Source organism: Paenibacillus sp. FSL R7-0272, assembly GCF_037969905.1.
Classification (GTDB): domain Bacteria; phylum Bacillota; class Bacilli; order Paenibacillales; family Paenibacillaceae; genus Paenibacillus; species Paenibacillus polysaccharolyticus.
The window spans coordinates 4,120,702-4,142,477 of record NZ_CP150221.1 but is presented as its reverse complement, the minus strand read 5'-3'; the positions used below and the strand labels follow the sequence as shown (position 1 = coordinate 4,142,477).

At 45.8% G+C, this 21,776-nt stretch carries 21 protein-coding genes; 14 read left to right on the top strand and 7 right to left on the bottom strand.

Annotated elements, in window-relative coordinates; translation table 11 throughout:
• Positions 1-251: 251 nt before the first annotated feature.
• On the bottom strand, positions 252-485 hold the full coding sequence (locus MKY23_RS18410; protein WP_090922613.1) for a hypothetical protein: 234 nt from the start codon (positions 483-485) through the stop codon (positions 252-254).
• Positions 482-1,519, bottom strand: coding sequence for a nucleotide-binding protein (locus tag MKY23_RS18405; RefSeq protein ID WP_090922612.1), 1,038 nt, complete (start codon positions 1,517-1,519; stop codon positions 482-484). The genes MKY23_RS18410 and MKY23_RS18405 overlap by 4 nt, the downstream gene beginning before the upstream one ends.
• 891 nt (positions 1,520-2,410) lie before the next feature.
• On the opposite strand from MKY23_RS18405, the gene MKY23_RS18400 reads away from it, so the two are divergent.
• Positions 2,411-3,139 (top strand): YitT family protein, encoded by a 729-nt coding sequence (locus MKY23_RS18400; RefSeq protein WP_154888393.1) that lies wholly within the window; start codon positions 2,411-2,413, stop codon positions 3,137-3,139.
• Positions 3,140-3,339: 200 nt separating this feature from the next.
• Here MKY23_RS18400 and MKY23_RS18395 read toward each other — a convergent pair whose 3' ends face one another.
• Complete coding sequence (locus MKY23_RS18395) at positions 3,340-3,825, bottom strand: DUF2188 domain-containing protein (protein ID WP_339831307.1); 486 nt, start codon at positions 3,823-3,825, stop codon at positions 3,340-3,342.
• A gap of 179 nt (positions 3,826-4,004) precedes the next feature.
• Between MKY23_RS18395 and MKY23_RS18390 the strand changes: the two genes are divergently transcribed.
• The 3 genes from MKY23_RS18390 to MKY23_RS18380 all read left to right on the top strand — a co-directional run bounded on the left by MKY23_RS18390 (position 4,005) and on the right by MKY23_RS18380 (position 6,819).
• On the top strand, positions 4,005-4,805 hold the full coding sequence (locus MKY23_RS18390) for a lipid II flippase Amj family protein (RefSeq protein ID WP_339831305.1): 801 nt from the start codon (positions 4,005-4,007) through the stop codon (positions 4,803-4,805).
• A 123-nt stretch (positions 4,806-4,928) separates the two neighbouring features.
• Positions 4,929-5,522, top strand: coding sequence for a TetR family transcriptional regulator C-terminal domain-containing protein (locus MKY23_RS18385; RefSeq protein WP_339839541.1), 594 nt, complete (start codon positions 4,929-4,931; stop codon positions 5,520-5,522).
• A gap of 82 nt (positions 5,523-5,604) precedes the next feature.
• A complete protein-coding gene (locus tag MKY23_RS18380) occupies positions 5,605-6,819 on the top strand; it encodes an MFS transporter (RefSeq protein WP_221789120.1) in 1,215 nt (404 codons plus the stop codon).
• 132 nt (positions 6,820-6,951) lie between these two features.
• Here the strand turns inward: MKY23_RS18380 and msrA are convergent, their stop codons facing one another.
• Positions 6,952-7,914, bottom strand: a complete 963-nt coding sequence (msrA, locus tag MKY23_RS18375; RefSeq protein WP_090922599.1) for a peptide-methionine (S)-S-oxide reductase MsrA — start codon at positions 7,912-7,914, stop codon at positions 6,952-6,954.
• A gap of 191 nt (positions 7,915-8,105) precedes the next feature.
• Positions 8,106-8,717: a VTT domain-containing protein gene (locus tag MKY23_RS18370; RefSeq protein ID WP_339831301.1), complete on the bottom strand. Its 612-nt coding sequence runs from the start codon at positions 8,715-8,717 to the stop codon at positions 8,106-8,108.
• A 233-nt stretch (positions 8,718-8,950) separates the two neighbouring features.
• Between MKY23_RS18370 and MKY23_RS18365 the strand changes: the two genes are divergently transcribed.
• Positions 8,951-9,889: a Gfo/Idh/MocA family oxidoreductase gene (locus MKY23_RS18365; RefSeq protein ID WP_154888405.1), complete on the top strand. Its 939-nt coding sequence runs from the start codon at positions 8,951-8,953 to the stop codon at positions 9,887-9,889.
• Positions 9,890-9,941: 52 nt separating this feature from the next.
• The gene (locus tag MKY23_RS18360; protein ID WP_123062290.1) at positions 9,942-10,256 is read left to right on the top strand and encodes a hypothetical protein; all 315 of its coding nucleotides are present in this window, start codon (positions 9,942-9,944) and stop codon (positions 10,254-10,256) included.
• Positions 10,257-10,329: 73 nt separating this feature from the next.
• Here MKY23_RS18360 and MKY23_RS18355 read toward each other — a convergent pair whose 3' ends face one another.
• Positions 10,330-11,148, bottom strand: coding sequence for an AraC family transcriptional regulator (locus MKY23_RS18355; protein WP_154888407.1), 819 nt, complete (start codon positions 11,146-11,148; stop codon positions 10,330-10,332).
• Positions 11,149-11,340: 192 nt separating this feature from the next.
• Between MKY23_RS18355 and MKY23_RS18350 the strand changes: the two genes are divergently transcribed.
• The 6 genes from MKY23_RS18350 (at position 11,341) to MKY23_RS18325 (ending at position 17,023) form a co-directional block, all read left to right on the top strand.
• On the top strand, positions 11,341-12,453 hold the full coding sequence (locus tag MKY23_RS18350) for a Gfo/Idh/MocA family oxidoreductase (protein ID WP_154888409.1): 1,113 nt from the start codon (positions 11,341-11,343) through the stop codon (positions 12,451-12,453).
• Between the two features lie 378 nt (positions 12,454-12,831).
• Complete coding sequence (locus tag MKY23_RS18345; protein WP_221788506.1) at positions 12,832-13,800, top strand: sugar phosphate isomerase/epimerase; 969 nt, start codon at positions 12,832-12,834, stop codon at positions 13,798-13,800.
• Between the two features lie 24 nt (positions 13,801-13,824).
• Positions 13,825-14,553, top strand: a complete 729-nt coding sequence (locus MKY23_RS18340; RefSeq protein ID WP_145413147.1) for a ThuA domain-containing protein — start codon at positions 13,825-13,827, stop codon at positions 14,551-14,553.
• A gap of 329 nt (positions 14,554-14,882) precedes the next feature.
• A complete protein-coding gene (locus MKY23_RS18335; RefSeq protein ID WP_276326752.1) occupies positions 14,883-15,200 on the top strand; it encodes a helix-turn-helix domain-containing protein in 318 nt (105 codons plus the stop codon).
• Between the two features lie 183 nt (positions 15,201-15,383).
• Entirely contained in the window at positions 15,384-16,112 is a 729-nt protein-coding gene (locus MKY23_RS18330; protein ID WP_090922585.1) for a hypothetical protein, read from the top strand.
• Positions 16,113-16,306: 194 nt separating this feature from the next.
• The gene (locus MKY23_RS18325; RefSeq protein WP_154888413.1) at positions 16,307-17,023 is read left to right on the top strand and encodes a hypothetical protein; all 717 of its coding nucleotides are present in this window, start codon (positions 16,307-16,309) and stop codon (positions 17,021-17,023) included.
• Between the two features lie 141 nt (positions 17,024-17,164).
• On the opposite strand, the gene MKY23_RS18320 is transcribed toward MKY23_RS18325, so the two are convergent.
• On the bottom strand, positions 17,165-17,881 hold the full coding sequence (locus MKY23_RS18320) for a Crp/Fnr family transcriptional regulator (protein WP_090922581.1): 717 nt from the start codon (positions 17,879-17,881) through the stop codon (positions 17,165-17,167).
• Positions 17,882-18,309: 428 nt separating this feature from the next.
• On the opposite strand from MKY23_RS18320, the gene adhE reads away from it, so the two are divergent.
• Both adhE and MKY23_RS18310 read left to right on the top strand, forming a co-directional pair.
• Positions 18,310-20,922, top strand: coding sequence for a bifunctional acetaldehyde-CoA/alcohol dehydrogenase (gene adhE / locus MKY23_RS18315; protein WP_154888415.1), 2,613 nt, complete (start codon positions 18,310-18,312; stop codon positions 20,920-20,922).
• 645 nt (positions 20,923-21,567) lie between these two features.
• Positions 21,568-21,696 (top strand): hypothetical protein, encoded by a 129-nt coding sequence (locus MKY23_RS18310; protein ID WP_260510846.1) that lies wholly within the window; start codon positions 21,568-21,570, stop codon positions 21,694-21,696.
• Positions 21,697-21,776: the final 80 nt, after the last annotated feature.

The following is a 21,776-nucleotide window of genomic DNA, read 5'->3' as shown; positions in this document are numbered from 1 at the left end:
GTAAAACATATATTCAGAGCTAACGTTCCTTATATGCGAATATTGTAATTAGATATAACAAAGAAAGAACACATTGAGGAATTGACAAAACGAGCATCAAAAAAGCCCTGCCTTGGGCGGCGGGGCCTTGAGTATATGCTGCCGATACAGCGGCAGTCTAAATGTTAGATGTGTAATGGAATAAAATAGAAGCATCTTCAACAGTAAATAAACAACTAAAACTAAAGTCTGCAGCAGGTTGTTACCCAATTTTAAGCAAGATATTGAGGTTTCTCGTAATATGCTTCTTTTTCTAAAATGACTTTGTAAGGCCGCTCCTTGCCCTTCAGTGATGGGCCGATGGTAACGAGCGGTACGGCCGGTTTGTGGAAACGATCCTCTTCCTTGGGTTCCGGAACCGGTCGTGATGAATCAGGCGCAGAACTAAGGCGAACTTTCTTCTCGCTGCCCCAGCGCTTGCTTATTTTTTTCATTTCCGGTCTCATTCCGGTTCGCCTCCTAACAGATCGTTGATGGCGTTAAACAGTTGACGATTTTGCAAGTCAATGTGCTGAAACACCGCCTCATCCGCTTCAATATGACCAATAATGTGAACGGTAATTACATACCTCTTGGCTACAGGATAGCACAGCAGATACTCTTTCTCAAGGTAATCGTCGTACAGATTTACTTTGATTTTGTTTTCTTGATATGAATCGACAACAAGAATGCGTTTGGGATCGTCCGGCGGTTTGTCATCATTGGCGGACAAGTCGTATTTTCTGCCGGGTTCTCCAACATTACCACATAATTGCTCAATGTAACCATTACCATCTGTACGATAGATCGCAGTGCCGCGTACAGTGAATGGTGGATGTGAAACAAAGGCACTTCGCAGTGCGTCACTCATGCGTTCGAGCATCTGGGCATCTGCTTTGCGTGTACGCAGCAATTCCCTAAAGAAACGCAGCAGTTTGAATAACTGTAATCTTGCCTGATCTTCGGAGCGTTTATGATTCTCGATGATACGCTCAGCTTCGGGATCACTCCAGCGTCCTTGCTCTTCAATGCTGTCTGCGATCTTGGAGCAGGCTACAGATACGGCGGGAGCCCATTTTCCGTCAGAACGAATCTCATATACCAGCGGATTCAATCCCAGCAGATCGGTGGGCATCCGCAATCCTTCGACTTTGGCAGCATCCTTGATGTCCGTAATATCTTCAGGAAGAATGAAAAAAATACGCTTTCGTCCCAGACGGCCCATAAATAGACCCATTTCAAGCATTGTATTATCCCGAACCGATGCGTAGTACTTCCCGCGAATTTTGGATATGTCATCCGGATGGAAGATAAAAATGGCAAAGTCCGTTGTGCGTACCTCAGCTTCCAGATCGTCCATGGTATAACTGCTTGGATTAAATACCCCCGAGTACCACGGGGTGACTTCGGCTGAAAAACGCAAGTTTTCGTGTACAGCGGCTGCAATCGGCTTCGCTTCCAGCGAGCAGCCAATAAAGACTCTCGGCTTTAACGTTTTCATCACTCCGCCTCGCTTAAACGGTAATGGGATTCAATTGTTATATTATACCATAAAAAGCAGAGTAAGTCTGGAAACGTTTGAATTGTATGGATGATACCGTTCGCTATAGTGTATGTGCATAAGGAAAAGGATTCCTTTGCTAACGACCAGAAAATAAAAAAAAGCCCTTAATTGTCACAGTTAGGTGACTGCACTGTTATATTTGAAAGCTTCGGTCATAGAATAAAGGAGCAGGTAGCACCATTCGTTAGCTTTGCTGATACGGGTGTGCCTGTATGGCGGCTGGAGCAGTCCAAAGGCTGTTTTATGCGTGTTTTTGCTGGGTTGCTTGTTTAGACCCGGTCACATTGGTGTTATATAATAGAAGTACAAGCAAGTTAGCTTTGGTGTTTAAATTGAATGAAATAAAATGCTGTGAGTTGAATCTCCCTTTTACACGTTAACGAAGAATGCAGAACCCATCTGTAGAAGCGAAGCGCTCGCGTTTATCACAGGATTTTTCCTTTTGAAAAAAGGAATCAAAAAAATCCCAGCGATCGAAAGAGGGTACTGCAACCGAAGTGGTAAGTGTAAAGCGACCTGTTCAACCTTCTGCATCATTATATTGTTCAATTTAACCAAGCACAGCTAACCACAAAACACAGAAAGGATCAGGATACCATGAGTCCCCGAAGGACAATCTCCCCAAGGACAATCTGGAAACGTTACGATCTCTCATACACATAGCGCCCCTTGTAGAGTAAACCAACCGGTTCAACAAAACGGCTGACTCTGCGAAAGAGGGGATTGGGATGAATATTCGAAGGACGTACACGATGATTTCTTCCAGGCTTACCTTTTGCAGGGTACGGTCGGTCTAAAAAACCAACTACAAACTGCGAGGGAACCTGTATGAAGAGAACATCGTTAACCGTACAACACGTTAAGACAGAAGCGATCAAGTTTGCAATTATGTTACTTGGTACATTTATTTTGGCATTTGCTTATTATCACATTAACTTTCAGAATCATTTATCGGAGGGCGGATTTGTCGGTCTGGCCCTGCTCGGAAAATATGCAACGGGTTTATCGCCGGCGATCGGCATGTTGCTACTCGACATTCCTGTCATGATCCTGGCCTGGTTCATCAAGGGCTGGAAATTCATGATCCAAGCACTGCTTGGTGTGGGTGCATTTTCCCTATTCTACGACGGCTTTGAGCGTTACTCCACACTGGTGATGAATTTTAACGGAAACCTGTGGATTCCTGCAGTACTGTCCGGTGTATTGACCGGGGTTGGTGCGGGAATTGTACTTCGCTTTGGTGGAGCGACAGGTGGAGACGATATTCTCGCTGTGCTCGTCAGCCGCTGGAAGGGATGGAAACTGGGAACGGTTTTCTTTGTCAGTGATGCGTTCGTTTTGGGATTGTCACTCTTCTTTCTTCCGGTAAAAGAAACTTTATATACAATTCTGGCTGTATGGATTGCCAGCAAAATGATTACGTATGTGGTCGGCATTCCGGCTCGCGGTACAGTGGTTACAACATCTGCTGTAAAATTACCGATTCCATCGGTTGCCGCCAAAGCGGTCAATGCAGCTACAACTCGGACTTCCGTGGCACAAGGCGTAACGAATTGAGCAGGCATTTCAGAATAACCCATAGCTTATATGGCATAAAAAGTATTCGAGCTTCATTAAGCTTTGACTGGTTTGAAGCAAGCTCTGATTTAGAGAGGAATCCCTTTTGTCTGCAGACTCTGCAACAAGAGGGATTTTTTGTTATGCGTTAGGAATGCTTTTAAATAAATGTCCTTGAACATTAGTGTGATAGATGCACATTAGGATTTAAGAGAACGAGCAATTTGTCCATCCTGATTATGAATAATGGCTCGAATATGATGTTTGGTGCTCCATGCTTTAGCGGCATCAACAGCCTCCACTTTGGTATCGTAGGTGGAATGGTAATCGGATGTGCCTTCTTGTTTAATGGCCCAGCCCGATTCGGTCGGTACAACATGAATGTTGTGATGGCTCTTGGATGAGGAGACAGGTTCGGAGTGGCGCCGATTCCGAGAAGAAGATTCTGAAGAAGAAGACTCGTCAGGTTTTTTTGATGATGTACGAGAAGACGAATCAGAGCCTGACGCCGTATGATCAGGGTGATTCTCATCCCATTCCTCCGCTTTGGCCGTTGCGATGGCAATTGCCCGTCCTTCGTCATAACCTTCATCAAGCAGAGCGTTGGCAATGTCGATGGCTTTATGCCGAATGCGTGGCTTCAGATTTTTCATGGATACCGGGTAGTCGCTTTTATTCCATGGCATACGTTATCCCTCCTGAAATAGTATGGGTTAGTAGTATATTACCCCCAGGCATATCAGATAAACGCCAAACGGGTTCTCGTTCCTTTTCTATACTTCGGGGGACATAAGGCGTATAATACGTTGGGGATAAAAATTGGATGAAATCAAACATTAGAACCAATATAAAGGAGAACGTACATATGTTCAGTTTAAGTCTCGCTCTTCCAATGATATTCACGATGCTGATCCATGCAACAGATAGTCTATCTTATGCACTTCGTCTTGGCGGCTTGCGTACGCGCCGGATTGCTCTTGCGATATCACTCGCAGGCATTTTGCTACTCGTCTCTCGTACGTCCAATATGGCACAAGGCCCCATGATCGGTAGTCTGGTGGACGCCGCAACCCGTGGAGCCAACCCGCACTTTGCAGCACAACTGCATTGGTTGATGGGGGCAGCAACAGTAGGAACGGCATTAGCCATATTCTGTTTCCCGACAATGGTCAAACTCTCATCCAGAATGGTTGTGCATTTTGAAGCGGCAGGTTCCATTCCTGGCATGATCCGGCAACTTCTGAAGCGGAGTAAGCTTCGAAATGCAACGTATTATATTACTCCACCTTCTTGGGAAATGGCCAAACGTTTGGTACAACACGGCATGCCAAGACGGTTAATGTTGCTCAATGTAGCCGTAACTGCCATCTATACTACAGGTGTTTTGTCCAGTTTATACGCAGCGTATCTATACCCGGATCAGGCTGTGGCTGCATCTCAGTCGACAGGATTGATTAACGGTATGGCAACCATTTTGCTTACGATTCTGGTCGACCCGCGGATTTCACTCCTGAGTGACCGATCTTTGCGTGGTGAAATCCGGCTGAATCGCATGAATCAAATTTATGGCTGCATGCTGATCTCGCGTCTTTTTGGCACACTGGTGGCGCAGTTACTGTTGATTCCTCTGGCCTACTGGATTGGCTGGATCGTAAGTATGATGTGATCATTTTTTCACAGTGCTTACGAATGAGTGAGAAGGGATGCCTTACTTCTATCGATTGACAGAAATTAGGGTGCGTGCTACTATTAGACCGAATAGTCGGTTTTTTGTAGGGAGGGTATATTTATCGAAGTCAAACGGAGAAAAGACGTTGCTCAGATAAAAAAAGATATTGTACGTAATACCAAAGAGCTTTTTGCCCAGAAGGGGTATGGAGCCACTTCGATGGAAGACATATGTACGATTAACAATCGAAGCAAAGGTAGCATTTATTATCATTTCAAAAGCAAAGAAGAGCTATTTATGTACCTGATCAAGCTGAACAATGAGGACTGGATGGACGAATGGCTTGAGAAGGAGACTCAATATAAGACCGCTACAGAGAAGTTGTACGGACTCGCTGATCATTATGTCGATGACATGGCGAATCCGCTGAATCATGCGATTAATGAATTTGTCTCTGGTCAGGTGGTTAGCCAAGAGATGATGGATGAGATGCTTGCTCTGATTCGGATTCCGTATGCGACCTACGAGCGTATTTTATCGGAAGGTATCGAAGCTGGAGAGTTTAAAAAGGGTAACCCGCAGGACATGATGCATATTATTTACGGCCTGCTTAGTGGATTGAGTACACTTTATTTCGAAAAAGATATACATGAAATCCGGCGCCTGTACCATATCGGAATAAGTAGCCTGCTGACAGGCATTCAGCAACGTTAATGAGAAAAAACTGATGAAATATCAGTTTTTCTTTTTAAACAATAATAAACCGGACAGTCGGTTTAAAAAAGGGAGATGGAATATGAATACGTTATTCAGAAACAGAGCTTTTCTTATCATCACCGGATCAGATTTGTTGCAAAACCTTGCGATATGGATACGCAATATGGCAATCCTCTATTACATTATGGATCAGACGCAAGGCAATCCGGTGGCAATCTCCCTCATTACTGTACTGGAATATGCTCCAATTTTTATATTTTCCATCATAGGCGGTGCGCTTGCAGATCGGTGGAATCCCAAACGAACGATGATTATCGGAGACATTCTAAGTGCTATATCGATTGTCATCATCATGGGTATTCTTAGCTCGGGATACTGGCAGGTTCTTTATGCAGCAACCCTCGTTTCCTCCATCGTCAGCCAGTTCTCTCAGCCCTCATCTGTCAAAATAGTTAGACGGAATGTCAAAAAGGAGAATGTACAGTCCGCGATCGCCGTAACGCAAAGTGCAAACTCCCTTTTCCTCATTTTGGGGCCAATCGTAGGTACTTTTATATATACTGCTATGGGCATTCAGACATCCATGACGGTGTTGCTCATCTTATTTGTCGCTTCTGCTATTTTGCTAACGTTTCTGCCCAAGGATCAAGCCAAGCGGGAAACCGGTACTTCTCTCTTCGCTGATATTAAAGAAGGATGGAATTATGTCACTCAGTCTCGTTCACTTCGCATGTTGGGTCTGGTTTTTGGCTGTGTTGGCCTATCCGCAGGCCTGATCAATCCACTAGCCATTTTCCTGGTTACGGAGCGGTTGGGATTGGAACAAACCGCACTACAATTTCTGTCGGGAGCATCCGGGCTTGGTTTGCTGATTGGCGGGGGGATCGCTGCGGCTGTCAGCAACAAGTTGAATCAAACGAAAACATTAATAATCGGGCTGTTGTGTGTGGCTGTTACCATGTTAGGTGAGGTGCTATCCAGTTGGCTCTGGTTAACGATGGGTCTGACGTTCCTGAGCTCCATAAGTCTTGCTTTTATTAACATCATTATCTCTTCCTATATGGTCAGCCGGATTGATGAACACGTCATTGGCAGGGTGAATGGAACCATTATGCCCTTATTTATGGGAACGATGCTGATTGGTTCCTCACTCGCGGGTGTGATCATGAATCAGACTTCCTTGATTTTTGTGTATGTGATATCGGTCATCATCATGCTTCTGAGCATAATTCCGGGTTTAAGAGTTCAGTTTAATGATCAGAATATTTTGAATAATGGTGAACTAAAAAGGTGATCGCACACTGTGGCTTGAAGGTTTCGAAGCCGATATGTTAATTAAAATAAAAAAAGAGCAAAGGGATCAACCCATTGCTCTTTTGGCTTAGTAAGAGGGTACTTTTGCTACATTTATTGCTTCTGCCCAGACTTATTCGAATAAAACGTGGTATTCGCCGTAGCCTTCTTTTTGCAGATCCTCTTTCGGTACAAAACGAAGTGCCGCGGAGTTGATGCAATAACGCAATCCGCCTGCTTCCGTAGGGCCATCCGGGAATACGTGCCCCAGGTGGGAATCCCCTTCACGGCTGCGAACTTCGGTACGGATCATGAAGTGGCTGAGATCTGTTTTTTCCTTCACGTTGTAGTCTCGGAGTGGACGAGTGAAGCTTGGCCAGCCGCAACCCGAATCGTATTTGTCGGTAGAACTGAACAGCGGCTCACCCGATACGATATCCACATAGATGCCGTCCCCGTGATGATCCCAGAATTCGTTGTGGAACGCGGGTTCTGTGGCATTGTTCTGTGTTACCTCATATTGAAGCGGAGTCAGACGCTCTTTCAATCCGCTTTTGTCCACACTACCCGACCAGTTGCGCTCAATGAAGTCCTGACGGCCTGAGCCTTTGCTGTACCGTTTGTAATGAGCAGGGTTTTTGCGGTGATAGTTCTGATGATGTTCTTCTGCTTCATAGAACGGTTTGGCAGGCAGGATTGGGGTGAAGATCGGTTTGTCAAAACGTCCGCTCTGTTCCAGTGCGGCTTTGGAAGCTTCAGCAATCTGGCGTTGCTCCTCACTGTGGTAAAAGATAGCCGTCTGATAAGATGATCCGCGGTCATGGAACTGTCCACCGGCATCTGTTGGATCAATCTGCTGCCAGAAGAGCTCAACCAGTTTCTCATATGGGAAAATGGATGGATCAAACGTGATCTGCACCGCCTCCACATGACCTGTTGTTTCCGAGCATACTTCCTCATACGTAGGATTTTCGGTATGTCCACCTGTATAGCCTGAAACGATCTTATGAATACCAGGCAGTTCTTCAAACGGGGATACCATACACCAGAAGCATCCGCCTGCAAATGTTGCTTTTTCCAATGACTGTTGTTCCATGCTATATTCACTCCATTTCTGATGAAAGAATCTGGCGCTTGTATTTTGCTCCAGCAATCATCGTTATATTTGAATTTCTAAATATGAATATTAGGCTTACTCTTCTATTATATCCCGAATGGTCAAGTCAACCAAGCGGGATCGCGCCAAGTAGGCATGAATCAGACTGGAAAAATTGTATCAGTACAGCCTCAAGCCTTTTTACGTGACCGATAGCGGAACAACATGAAAATCATAGCCATAACAATCATATATCCCGCCAGTATTCCCAAACTCAGCCAGATCGATGAACCGGCCTGTGCCCCTGCGTAGGCAAATACAAAGATTGCAGGCATTTTGCCAATCGCTGTCGCGGCCAAGAACACCCAGAAGGGGGTATACGTAATGCCGGCATAGATGTTAACAGCCATCTGGGGAACCACGGGCAGTAAACGCATCGTCATCACGCCCATGAACGGATGTGCCTCCATCCAGGCTGTAAACCGATTCAATCCACGGATACGTGCAAGATAACCCCGAGACTGTTCCCGAAAAATAGTTCTTGCTCCAGCATAGACGAGGATTGCCGCAAGCGTTGTGCCGAGCCAGCATATCCATGCAGCCATGGTTATACCGTAGCTGTACCCAAAAGCAATAATAACAAATTTGTAGGGAATAACAGGTACAAGGGCAAACAGTGTTGCCAAGGAAAGTAAAAGCGGAATGGACTGATGATCCTCTGCCCATGCCAGCAGTTCATATCTGTAAATAAACGTGACTCCGGCAAGTAAAACATAAACGAGGAGCCATAACCATTTTCGCAAAAGCCAAACGCTCCTTTCAATTCAGATCCTTGGAGACTCAGAGTCTCATCCGGTTCTGCTATCCTTTATAAGTTTACCACGACAGGCCATCTTGTGAACAATGTAGACAGCTATTACTTCGGATCACTGGCAAGTTAGAGGCGGAGAGGTTACACTATAGGACGGAGAAAGTCATAGGCCGGATTACAAATGAAGGCTGACGAATGAATATAGCTGAAGGTGGAATGCTCATCATGGAAACGATCAAGCGCACCCGAATTGCAATCATCGGACTCGGGGGAATCGCACGTAAAGTATATTTGCCACTGCTCACGGCCCATCCGCAAGTAGAGATTGTTGGTATTATGAACCGGTCACCTGAACCAGTAGAGAAGATTGGTCAGGCGCATCGCATTGAGCGGGGCACAACCGATCTGAAAGAGCTGCTGTCCTGGGATTTGGATGCGGTATTTGTACATACGGCAACAGAATCTCATTTCGAGATTGTGATGGCATGTCTGGAGAAGGGACTGGCCGTGTATGTAGACAAGCCATTGTCCTATACCTTGCGGGAGTCTGAAGAGATGACTGCATTCGCAGAAGCACAGGGCTTGCTACTCGCTGTTGGATTTAACCGCAGATTCGCACCGATGTATCTAAAGGCAAAAGAATGGATGCAGGGCGGAAAGGGGTACGAAACACTCACCCTGACCAAACATCGGACAGGTCTACAAGATCGCCCAGCCGCTGAGACCATCTATGATGATCTCATTCATATGCTCGATCTGATGTTATGGTACGCAGATAACGATGTACAGCTTGTACATCAGTGGCTTCGCCGAGATGATCAAGATCGTTTGCTACACGCGGCTGGAACAGCCAAGCAAGGTAAAACGGCACTCGCCCGGTTCGAAATGATTCGTGCCGCAGGCGCTGATCTAGAAAAGGTAGAAATGCACGGCGGAGGAAGATCGGTAGAAGTCGTGAATATGGATACAGCTTACTATGCAGAACAAGGGGAACTGGATACAAAAGAGACATTTGGAAGCTGGGATACCGTGCTGGCACGCAGAGGTTTTGCCGGAGCTGTAGATCATTTCCTTGCCTGTCTGGATACACCCGATGACTGCCAGATCAGTGCTAGTTATGTTATGGACAGTCATGATCTGGCTGAGAAGCTGATCACCGGATAAGTAAATACAGTGTACAGTTGAATGAGGTAAAGTAAAGGAGTGCTAACAAAGCATGGATGAGTATCAAAAGGAACGCAACAAACAGATTGAGGAAGCCGTCATTGAGTCTTATAAGCAGGAAGAAGAAATGATGATCTTGGTCTTTGCTCAGTGGTGTGTAAATAACGAGCTGGACCCGGAAGAGATGTACCGACAAGCGTATCCCGAGCAACAGAGCAATGAGCGTTTGCAACAGGTACAGAAGCTGATTGTATCCAAAGAGGAAGCTGGAGATATTCCAGACGATACGGTTCTTGGTGTACTCTCCATGTTTGGCAACGAAGACCTCGCTATGGTTGTGTCCGAGGCCATCGCCGCGCGCAAATAAGTTTATAAGACGTATACTACTGAATCACCAAAATGGTAACCAATTTGACATTCAACAGCGTTTAACGACATCATTACATCTGTTCCCGGTGAATCAGGCGGAATTCTTTTGGTGACATGCCAAACCGGGAACGGAATACACGATGGAAATATGTATAATTGTTAAAACCGGATGATTCAGAGACTTGTTCGAGGGTCATTGGACTAAAAATAATCCGTTCTCTGGCCATATTAAGACGCACATCTAGCGTATATTGCATAATGCTTTTGCCAAACGTTTCTTTAAAAAGATGCACCCCTCGTGAGACGCTGATGCCCAGATGCGTTGCCACATCCTCCAGTTTGAATAGAGAAGAAGCATTTTCCTCGATATAATTTTTAATTTCATAAGCAACATAATTGGTTTTCGTATGGGTTGGATGCTCGGATAACAATCGATCCACTTCCAAACATAATATACGCATGTAATAACTCGAAATCTCGGGGTAAGGATTGGAAAGGCGACGTTGCTCCAGAATCAACTGTCTGAATAAAGTTAATAAGCTTTCGGACAATTCCACCTTGATTCGAGTCGGCCGTTTATGGTGTTTCCACCACTCATCCACCCAGGAACCGTTGAAGAAAATATGATAGTCCCCACTCTCCACAAGCCGCTCCCCCATAGGATTGTACTCGTTGTCTATTCTCAGTTCATAAGGTTCATCCGGTTCAAAAAGAAGCAAGTCTCCTGCGTCAACCCTGGACATGGAGCCATCAATGCGAGCACGGCAGCGTCCATCCGTTTGAAGCCGCATCAAGTAATTTTTTACCCCATCCAGTTGAACCATGCTGTAAGGTTTACGGTGGAATGAAAAGCCAGCTGTAAGAACTTGGCAGGAAAAGTCTGTTGGCATAGGTATACTCCTTGTGTGAATTAGAAAATTATGACCAGATAGTTCATGTTTCAATCATATTATTCATTTTAATTGAAGCGCAAACAGAATACCATAGACTTAGAGTTGAGCAACATAAACAAACTATGGTTTCAACAAGCATTTTAAGCAAATGAACATGGTTCTTACATGCGTAAGGAGATGAACATCATCGTGGAAAAAATGAAAGCAGGCATCATTGGCTGCGGCAATATCAGTGCGATTTACTTAGAAAATCTTAAAACAAATCCTTATATCGAGGTTGTTGCGGTCGCTGACCTGATCCGTGAGCGTGCTCAGGAACGGGCAGATGAATTTAATATCGCAAACGTTTACAATGTAGATGAGTTGTTACAAAATGACGAGATTGAGCTTGTGCTGAACCTGACGATTCCGGGCAGTCATGCGATGACTGATCTGGCTGCTCTGGAAGCAGGCAAGCATGTGTATGCCGAGAAACCGCTGGCCATTTCGCTGGAAGATGGACGCAAAGTAGTGGAGCTTGCCGAGGAAAAGGGACTGTACGTTGGCTCTGCGCCGGATACGTTCCTTGGATCAGGCATCCAGACTGCTCGCAAAGCCATTGAAGAAGGTTTGATTGGCAAGCCGATTGCGGCTACTTCCTTCTTTATGGGCGGGGGGCCGGAGGCATGGCACCCTGATCCTGAGTTTTTTTACATGGCAGGGGGCGGGCCAATGTTTGACATGGGGCCATATTATTTGACGGCTCTCGTTACGCTCCTTGGCCCGATTCGCCGGATCAGCGCGTCCGCAGGTATTCAGATTGCTGATCGCAAGGTTGGTTCAGGTCCCAAAGAGGGAACTACGCTTCGTGTCGAAACACCAACCCACTTGGCTGGAACGATCGATTTTGCGGATGGAGCCATCGTAACGATGATTACAAGCTTTGATATCCGCGGCGCTTCTGATCTGCCACGTATCGAAATTTATGGCACGGAAGGCACGCTCAGTGTCCCTGATCCTAACTTTTTCAATGGAGAAGTCAAGCTTCGCCGTTATGGTCAAGACACATGGGAGACGGTTCAGCCGGCCTTCGAAAGTGGGCACAATGAGAGGGGCATTGGACTAACCGAGATGGTGGAGTCCATTCGTGCCGGACGCGAGCATAAAGCAAGTGGCAAGCTGGCATATCATGTGCTTGAAGCCATGCATGCATTTCAGCGTTCTTCTCTTGAAGGCAAGCACATTCATCTGGAGAGCACCTATGACAGCGTTGTAACAACCAATGCCAGTCCATCCGAAAATGAAACAGTTGAATCTCATTAATGGATAATGGAGCTTCCAGTTTGAAGATCCATGAGTGACAACGTGAATTTTCGGGATAGAATCATGCTTGTTTTTCCACAATAACTAAACAAGCATGAGAACGGAGCAAAAATGCAACAGCGACAGGTTTGATAAACTATATCGTTTGAACATTTTATTTACACAGCAACGGAGAGGACGGAAAAAACCTGGAAAAGCGAAGCGCTCGCCTTTATCACCGGATTTTTCCCTATCAAAGGGAATCAAAAAAATCTGGGGATAACAGCTACTCTCCAGGTTATTCTGTCATCGGAGTGCTCCGTGTAAAGATTTGGTTCAACATATATAGGAGAGCAAACACAGCAATCATACACTATCTAAATCAGGGAGGAATTGCACTTGAAACTCGGCGTATTTTTGGTACTATTCGGTGGACGTAAATTAGAGGATGCCCTTGATTATGTAGCTTCCAAGGGACTTAAAGCAGTAGAGATTGGAACAGGTGGACACCCGGGGAACGCTCATTGTAAGCCAGATGAATTGTTAAGCAATCCTACAGCACTTAAAAACTTCAAAAATGCGGTGGAATCACGCGGTCTGACGATCAGCGCTCTGAGTTGCCACGGCAACCCGTTGCATCCGCAAAAAGACATTGCAAAAGGCTTCCATGATGATTTCATAAAATCGGTAGAGCTGGCTGAAAAGCTGGAAGTGCCTGTTGTGAATACATTCTCCGGCTGTCCGGGAGACCATGAGGATGCGAAGTATCCAAACTGGCCTGTGGCACCGTGGCCTAATGATTTTCAAGAAATTTTGAAATGGCAATGGGAAAACAAAGTGATCCCTTACTGGACGGAGTGGGGCAAATTCGCTGCGGATCGTAACGTAAAAGTAGGTTTGGAGCTGCACGGTGGATTCTCCGTGCACACACCTGCAACGTTGCTAAGACTGCGTGAAGCCGCAGGCGAAGTCATTGGTGCGAACCTTGACCCAAGCCATATGTGGTGGCAAGGCATTGATCCGGTTCAAGCGATTCACATTTTGGGTCGTGAAAATGCAATTCATCACTTCCATGCCAAAGATACAACGATTGATCCGGTGAACGTGAATAAACACGGGGTAACAGATATGCAGGATTACACGAACATGTTAGATCGTGCTTGGCAGTTCCGCTCCGTGGGTTATGGACATGATAACAAAACGTGGGCGGACATTATGAGTGCCCTGCGTCTGGTTGGATATGATTATGTGGTAAGTATTGAACATGAAGACGGTCTGATGTCGGTTGAAGAAGGATTCTCTAAAGCCGTACAAAATCTCCAGCAAGTATTGATCGAGGAACCGCTGGGCGATATGTGGTGGGTTTAGAGCTATACTAGGGGGAAATTGAATATGATTAACGTCACCATTTGGAATGAGTTTGTCCATGAGAAAATACATGATGAAGTAAAAGAAGTATATCCGGACGGTCTGCACCGTGCACTTGCTGACGGACTTGGCGGCGAGGGATTTGCGATTCGTACAGCTACATTGGATCAGCCTGAACACGGTTTGAGTGATGAGGTACTGGATTCCACAGATGTGCTTATATGGTGGGGACATATGGCACATGATCGCGTTAGCGACGAGATTGTACAGAAGGTAGTGCAACGTGTATTGAACGGTATGGGTATGATTGTGCTCCATTCGGGTCATTTCTCGAAGCCTTTCAAAGCGTTAATGGGCACAAGCTGTGATCTCAAGTGGCGTGTAGCAGATGAGCAGGAGATCGTGTGGTGTGTCAATCCGTCTCACCCGATTGCGGAAGGCATCGACGCCAAGATCGTATTGGAAAAAGAAGAGATGTACGGTGAATTCTTCGATATTCCAGTACCGGATGAGCTGGTGTTCGTGAGCAATTTCCAAGGCGGAGAGGTATTCCGCAGTGGATGCACGTTCCGTCGTGGCGAAGGCAAAATCTTTTATTTCCGGCCCGGACATGAAACGTACCCCACGTATTACAATCCGGAAATCTTGAAAGTGATCAGCAACGCTGTAAAATGGGCCTACCCTGCCCGAAGTTCGAAGCCACAATACGGCAAGAGCGAACCCGTAAGACCAATTGGTGGCGTGCTGGTCTAAGCCGCAGAAGCTTTAGCTTTACTCATGGACATTCATCATTAAAATTGATTAGGTAATATGGTAATACCGGGAACCCTTCTCCAGGTCGTCTGACTGTGGTAGAAGGGTTCTTTTTGGGTAATATAAGGATATCAGTTGTTAAACGATATTTCCCATGGTTACCTGCCATAACGTGTTGTATACTGAAGGTATACTGTATCGATAGTATTGAGTTTTGTTTTTTTAATGTAAAGTTTTTTGCGGCAGACGTTTTCTTTAAAGCTCAAATGTGTTATTATGAAATATACTAACAAAACGTAAGTTGAGTGATCTCTAAAGAGGTGATAAAAGTGGAAGATCAAGATATGCGGATGTGTCCGCGCTTTGAGACGGCGTTTTCTTTTTTGGGCAAGCGCTGGAATGGGTTGATTATTCAAACGTTAATGAGTGGTTCAAAGCGATTCAAAGACATCTCCAATCTGATACCATCCATGAGCGACAAGATGTTGTCTGAACGGATGAAAGACCTGGAGAGCGAAGGTATTCTGGTGCGTCATGTGTACCCGGAAACGCCAGTGCGAATTGAGTATGAGTTGACCGAGAAGGGCAAGGCGTTACAGCCTGTAATGAGTCAAATTCAAGACTGGGCCGAACACTGGGTGGAATAACCAGCTGATGCTGTGTGCAGAAAGTACAGAAACTCTTGATTTCCAGTGAAATCAAGAGTTTTTTGTCTTCTGTGACAGCTTACATGGGACTTTTTCGCTTATCCGTTGCACATGTTGTCATCAGATGTAGTATAATCTATAGAAAATGGCCGCAGACGGCCGGAGCGAAGGAGGCCACTTGTCATGAGAGAAGAAAGCTTATCCCGTGAAATACGCTACGGCAAACAAGATATTGCAGAACTTGAGAGCGCATCCATTCAGGTTCATCTGATTTATCAGAAAACGGCAGAACTGTTCAAACGCTCGGTTGATTCACCTTCGGGGAGTAATAATCCTGTCCACACAGACGTGGATTGGATGAACAGCGCTGGCTCAGGATCGTCTCCGGCGGTGCTGCAAAAATGGATCCAAGCGCCTAGTGGCTGGAAATGTATCGGCTGTGAACTGCGGTTACCAGATCGTGTGTCTCATGCAAAACAACAAACTTACAACGACCGGCTCTGTCTGAAGGCCGGAAACGGGAAATTGGTTCAGATCGAAATGCTCATTCAGGCCGTTGTCTGGTCACAATACGAAAAAATCCGTATGTTTGCACCTTGGCTTGGTGATGAGCCGTTCTACACTGCGGAAGAACTGGAAGTTATTGCACGATATATTGTTCCGACGTATTTCTCGGATCGCCCATTGCATGAGCAGGGCAAAGTGTTCAAAATTCATCAGCCCTACGGTCATATTCCGTTGTATCAGGAATACGTAGATGCTCCGTCCTGCTGCGTACAGGTAGACGGTGCATTACTTGAAGGTCGTTTGCTTACTGGTGTTTTTGTATCCGATACTCAGACGTTTGGCCTTAATCCCTATGTGAAGGACGGCGACGGAGGTCGTACCTACATGCAGGCTTTTGTTCAATAGTGGTCGGGTCAAACGTATGGCTAATGCAGTATAAGGAGGGTCTGCTTGCAGGCTCTCCCTTTTTTGATGGTAGGTGCGTAAACAGGGAAAGGACAAAAGTAACGGCTTTGACACTGTTTTTTATCAAAGAATGTGCCATAATAAAGGGTATGGACAACAGGGTGAATGATTTTACGCAGGGTGGTGTTACCTACATGATGAAGAAAATTCCCGGTTACATAGGTCTATGTATGATTGTTCTCGTCATTTTGACGGGGTGTACCAGAGAGACACAGCCTTCCGAACAGCCGGTTGTCTCAGAGAAAGATTCAGCCAATACGATTACGGTTGCCATTGATGGCAGTACTTTTTTACCTGATGCGACGAAGTCCATCAAACGAGATTTCAGTGAAGGCTTGACGCTCAAAAAAGCTTTGCTGAACAGCGGGCTGGTTGATTTTACGGCAGACGGAAAACGGATCCAGTCTGTGGGTGAGGTTTCTCTTGATTCGTCTCTGAGTTGGGCAGTGAAGCTGAACGGTAAGGATATTGCTCCAGAAAAGTGGGATACCGAGCTTCATGCTAAGGATGAAGTCATTATATACGTCAAAGCTGCTGACAGCGGGGGAGAAGGTGTCGCATATCAGACAACCCTGCTTAAAGTGAGCGGTGGTAGCGTGGAACCAAATCTGAATCGGCAGTATGCCGGTATTTATGTGCAAGAATGCACTGTTCGTGACGTATTAAAATCCAGTGGAGTTGTGCGTCTGTCGGAGAATAACAAGTTTGTTGTTGCCGTTGAGAATGTTATGCCTCGGACGAATCAGCGCTGGGTAATCAAGGTCAATGATAAAGAGTTAATGGAGAATGGATTGGATATGAAATTAAATCCACGGGATGCGGTGAAGCTTGAACTTGTCAACGCATCCTGAGCACATACAAGGAAATACGAAAAGCCCAATGTTGATAATAATCAAATTTGGGCTTTTTACTGTATGATGAACTCTTTAAACAGTCGTGACAGCAAGTGAAAGGCCCGCTACCTGAGGTCAAGCTATTCATTTAACATGACGTCAAATGCGGCAAATTTCATTCGGGCACAATTCGCAGTGGCAAATGCCCTGCAACATTTTCAGGTCTTTGATCACAATCATACCATTGTCATATTCAATGGCATCTTTTTTGCGAAGGTCACTGAGCATGCGGTTTACACTTTCACGGGTAGCGCCAATCATATTGGACAGATCCGTGTGGGTAATTTTTTTATGAATCATCACATGATCTCCGTGCGCCTCTCCATACGAATTGGATAGCCTGATCAAGGTAGAACAGAGTGCCCCAGGTTTACCGTACAACATCAAATCCCGGAACTTTGTTTGGGTTAAACGATGATGAATGCCCATCCACTTCATGAAATCAATCGCAAAGTCACAATGCTGACAGATCAACATTTCCAGGTCCTTGTGTTCCAGCACACCAATCTCGCTGTCCTCCAGTACTTCCGCCGAGAAGCTGTGTCTGGAGCCAAAGAACGGATCGGCCTGACCAATCATATCGCCTGTCTGGTACATGTACATGATCAGTTCCTTGCCCTCGTCGGTGGATTTCGTGATCTGTGCACGTCCCCGTTTCATATAATAAAGTTTGTCAGAGACGTCACCTTCCCAGTACAGATGTGTTCCTTCCGGGTAGGTTCGGTCTTTCATCGTTACGAGCAGATGATTAAAATTCACTTCCGAGAAACAGTTGGTGTTTCCGCGTTTTTCCAGTACGTTTGTTAGTTCTCCCATACGTTGATCTCCCCTTTATCTCCCCGGTCTGGCGAGTGCAGCTACATGTTGCCCCCGAGGTTCGCCGCAAACTGTGCCATCCTGATCTGGGCATCTCGGCCGTGTGGAGGTACGGTACAAATTGCGGTGGTTCAATTTTTAAGTTCAGTATATACCTAATCTTACCGTTTGAGGGGCATGGAAAGCATTTAAAAATGGCGAAATTTCAAACATTGTGATTAAATTCACTTTTCGAGGGGAAGGATGAGGCTGTTGGTCTACTATTTTAAATAGAAACTGAAATATGACTTCTAAGGGGAGGTTAAAAACTTAACTAAAATTTGTCATACTTTGTGAAAAAAATCACATAATATATCTTTTCCCCGTGTTACGATGTGCATGTAAAGAAGAGAGACAAACCAATACGAACCTTTAGGAGGATGAGGGAGATGGCTGTAAAAAATGAAGTCGCCCCAACAAAAGAACCGACAGCAGGTCAGTATATTCAAACGTTAATTGATAAAGCGAACAAAGCACATGCAGCATTCATGTCCATGGATCAGGAGCAAATAGACCGGATTGTGCAGGCAATGGCGCTTGCGGGACTGGATAAACATATGATGCTCGCCAAAATGGCCGTGGAAGAAACGGGACGCGGTGTATATGAAGATAAAATTATTAAAAATATATTCGCAACAGAGTATGTTTATAACAGCATTAAATATGAAAAAACAGTAGGCGTTATCGAAGACAATGAATATGACAGCTTCCAGAAAATTGCGGAGCCGGTTGGTATTATCATGGGGATCACACCGGTAACCAACCCGACATCAACAACGATGTTTAAAGCACTGATTGCCATCAAAACACGTAACCCGATCATCTTTGGTTTCCACCCTTCCGCACAGAACTGTAGCCGCGAGGCCGCGAAAATTTTGCTTGAAGCTGCTGTGAAAAACGGTGCTCCAGCCGACTGTATCCAATGGATTGATGATCCATCCATGGATCGTACCAACGCACTGATGAACCACAATGATGTTGCTCTCATTCTGGCGACTGGCGGATCAGCGATGGTGCGTGCAGCGTACAGCTGTGGTAAACCGGCACTGGGCGTAGGACCAGGTAACGTGCCTTGCTTTATCGAGAAAAGTGCAGATATCAACCAGGCGGTAACGGATTTGATTCTGTCGAAGTCTTTTGACAATGGTATGATCTGTGCGTCCGAACAAGCGGTCATTATTGAAGAACCCATCTTCGATCAAGTGAAAAAGAAAATGATTACGAACGGCTGTTACTTTGTGAACAAAGAAGAGGCAGCCAAACTGACAGCAGGTGCAATCAACGCAGAGAAATGTGCGGTTAACCCGACCATTGTAGGTCAGTCCGCTGTGAACATTGCCAAAATGTGCGGTATTGAAGTACCGGCAGGTACTAAAATTCTGGTAGCCGAGATTGAAGGTGTAGGCACCAAATTCCCATTGTCTGCTGAGAAACTGAGTCCGGTGCTGGCATGTTACAAAGTTAAATCTGCAAAAGATGGTATTGAGCGTGCGGCAGAAGTGGTTGCTTTTGGTGGTATGGGTCACTCCTCTGTCATTCATTCGAACAATGAAGAAGTGATCAATCAATTTGCGGATCGCCTGCAAACCGGACGGATTATCGTGAACTCCCCTTCAACACATGGCGCAATCGGAGATATCTATAATACCAACATGCCATCGTTGACACTGGGTTGTGGATCGTACGGACGTAACTCGACATCTTCCAACGTAACTGCTGTGAACCTAATCAATGTGAAAAGGGTGGCTCGCCGTACCGTGAATATGCAATGGTTCAAAGTGCCGAACAAAGTCTACTTCGAAAAAGGGGCAACTCAATACCTTGCCAAAATGCCGGACATTACTCGCGTAGCGATTATTACAGATGCCATGATGGTCAAACTCGGATATGTGGAAAAAGTAGAGCATTACCTGCGTCAACGTCAGACACCGGTAGCGATTGAAGTCTTCTCAGAAGTTGAGCCAGATCCATCAACAACAACAGTAGACCGCGGTACAGCCATGATGGAACGCTTCCAGCCAGACTGTATTATCGCACTCGGTGGCGGGTCACCAATGGATGCTGCCAAAGCGATGTGGTTGTTCTATGAATATCCTGACACAGAGTTCAACAACCTGAAACAAAAATTTATGGATATCCGTAAACGGATTTACAAATACCCAAGACTCGGATCGAAAGCAAAATTTGTAGCCATCCCGACAACATCGGGTACAGGTTCGGAAGTTACATCGTTTGCGGTTATTACAGATAAAGAGCATGGTAATACCAAGTATCCGCTGGCTGACTATGAATTGACACCAGATGTGGCGATTGTAGACCCTGAGTTCGTATACAGTTTGCCAAAAACGGCAGTAGCCGACACCGGTATGGACGTATTGACACATGCGATTGAAGCGTACGTATCTGTTATGGCGAATGACTATACAGATGGTCTGGCAATCAAAGCCATCCAACTGGTGTTCCAATACCTGGAGCAATCGTCACTGCAAGGTGACAAACTGGCACGCGAGAAAATGCATAATGCTTCCACGATTGCTGGTATGGCTTTTGCCAACGCGTTCCTGGGCATTAACCACAGCTTGGCGCATAAATGGGGAGGTCAATATCACACCGCACACGGACGCACCAATGCTATCCTATTACCACACGTTATTCGTTACAATGCGAAAAAACCGACGAAATTTGCATCGTTCCCGAAATATTCGCACTTTGTGGCAGATGAGCGGTACGCCGAAATCGCACGTATTCTCGGATTACCAGCACGCACAACCGAAGAAGGCGTGAACAGCTTGATTAAAGCCATCCGTGATCTGAACAAAAAACTGGGCATCGAGGAATCGTTCCAGGAAATCGGATTTGACGCGAAAGACTTCGAATCGCGTGTAGACTACTTGGCAGATCGTGCCTTCGAAGACCAATGTACAACAGCGAATCCAAAACTGCCGCTGGTCACTGAACTTGCCGATGTGTATCGCAACGCTTTCTATGGCAAATTTGAATAACAAGCAACATAAATTACAACTTAGCACTTCAAGTTAAAGCAATTGATTCAGGGGTTCTCCACATTGGGGAGCCCCGATTGCTGTATAGTTGCATAGCCGAAGGAAAGAACGGAGAGATAGGAAAGGAGGTGAGGCAAAGAGGGCAGAGAAACGAGAAACGAAGCCCTCATTTATCAGTCCGCTAGACAGGTCTTGTGCAAGGTCGAAGCGGACCGTCCACAGGCACAGTGTAGACTAAGTTATCGCAGAGAGTCAAAATGGGCAGAAAAACGGAGAGGCGGAGCGTCCGTTTTTCAGGAGCGATCTAGTCTCATGCATGAACGAGGTCACACGAACAACGTACCAGTAGAGTTGTAGCAAAGTGATACCCGCGTAAGCAGTAGAAAAAGGATGGGCAGAAAAACGGAGAAGCGAAGCGTCCGTTTTTCAGGAGCGATCTAGTCCCATGAATGAACGAGGTCACACGAAGAACGTACCAGTAGAGTTGTAGCAAATTGATACCCGCGTAAGCAGCACAAAAATGGGCAGAAAAACGGAGAAGCGAAGCGTCCGTTTTTCAGGAACCTATATCATGCCCTTGGTTGCTCCGAGCATAGCGGAGCAATGGTTCCCCAAAATGCTAGGAACAAAGGGGGAGGTGGCTGTTTGCACAGAGAGGTTCACACGATAACGGAGCGGGCAGGACAGACGGAAGAAGCGAAGCGTTCGCATTTATCACCGGATTTTCACTTTGGAAAAGTGAATCGAAAAAATCCGGGGATAACGGCGATCTGAAGTTGTTCTGCCCGCGGAGTGGTCAAGTGTGAACAACCGTGGCGCAGTGCAATAAGACAACATCCAAAGTTTGTGATAAA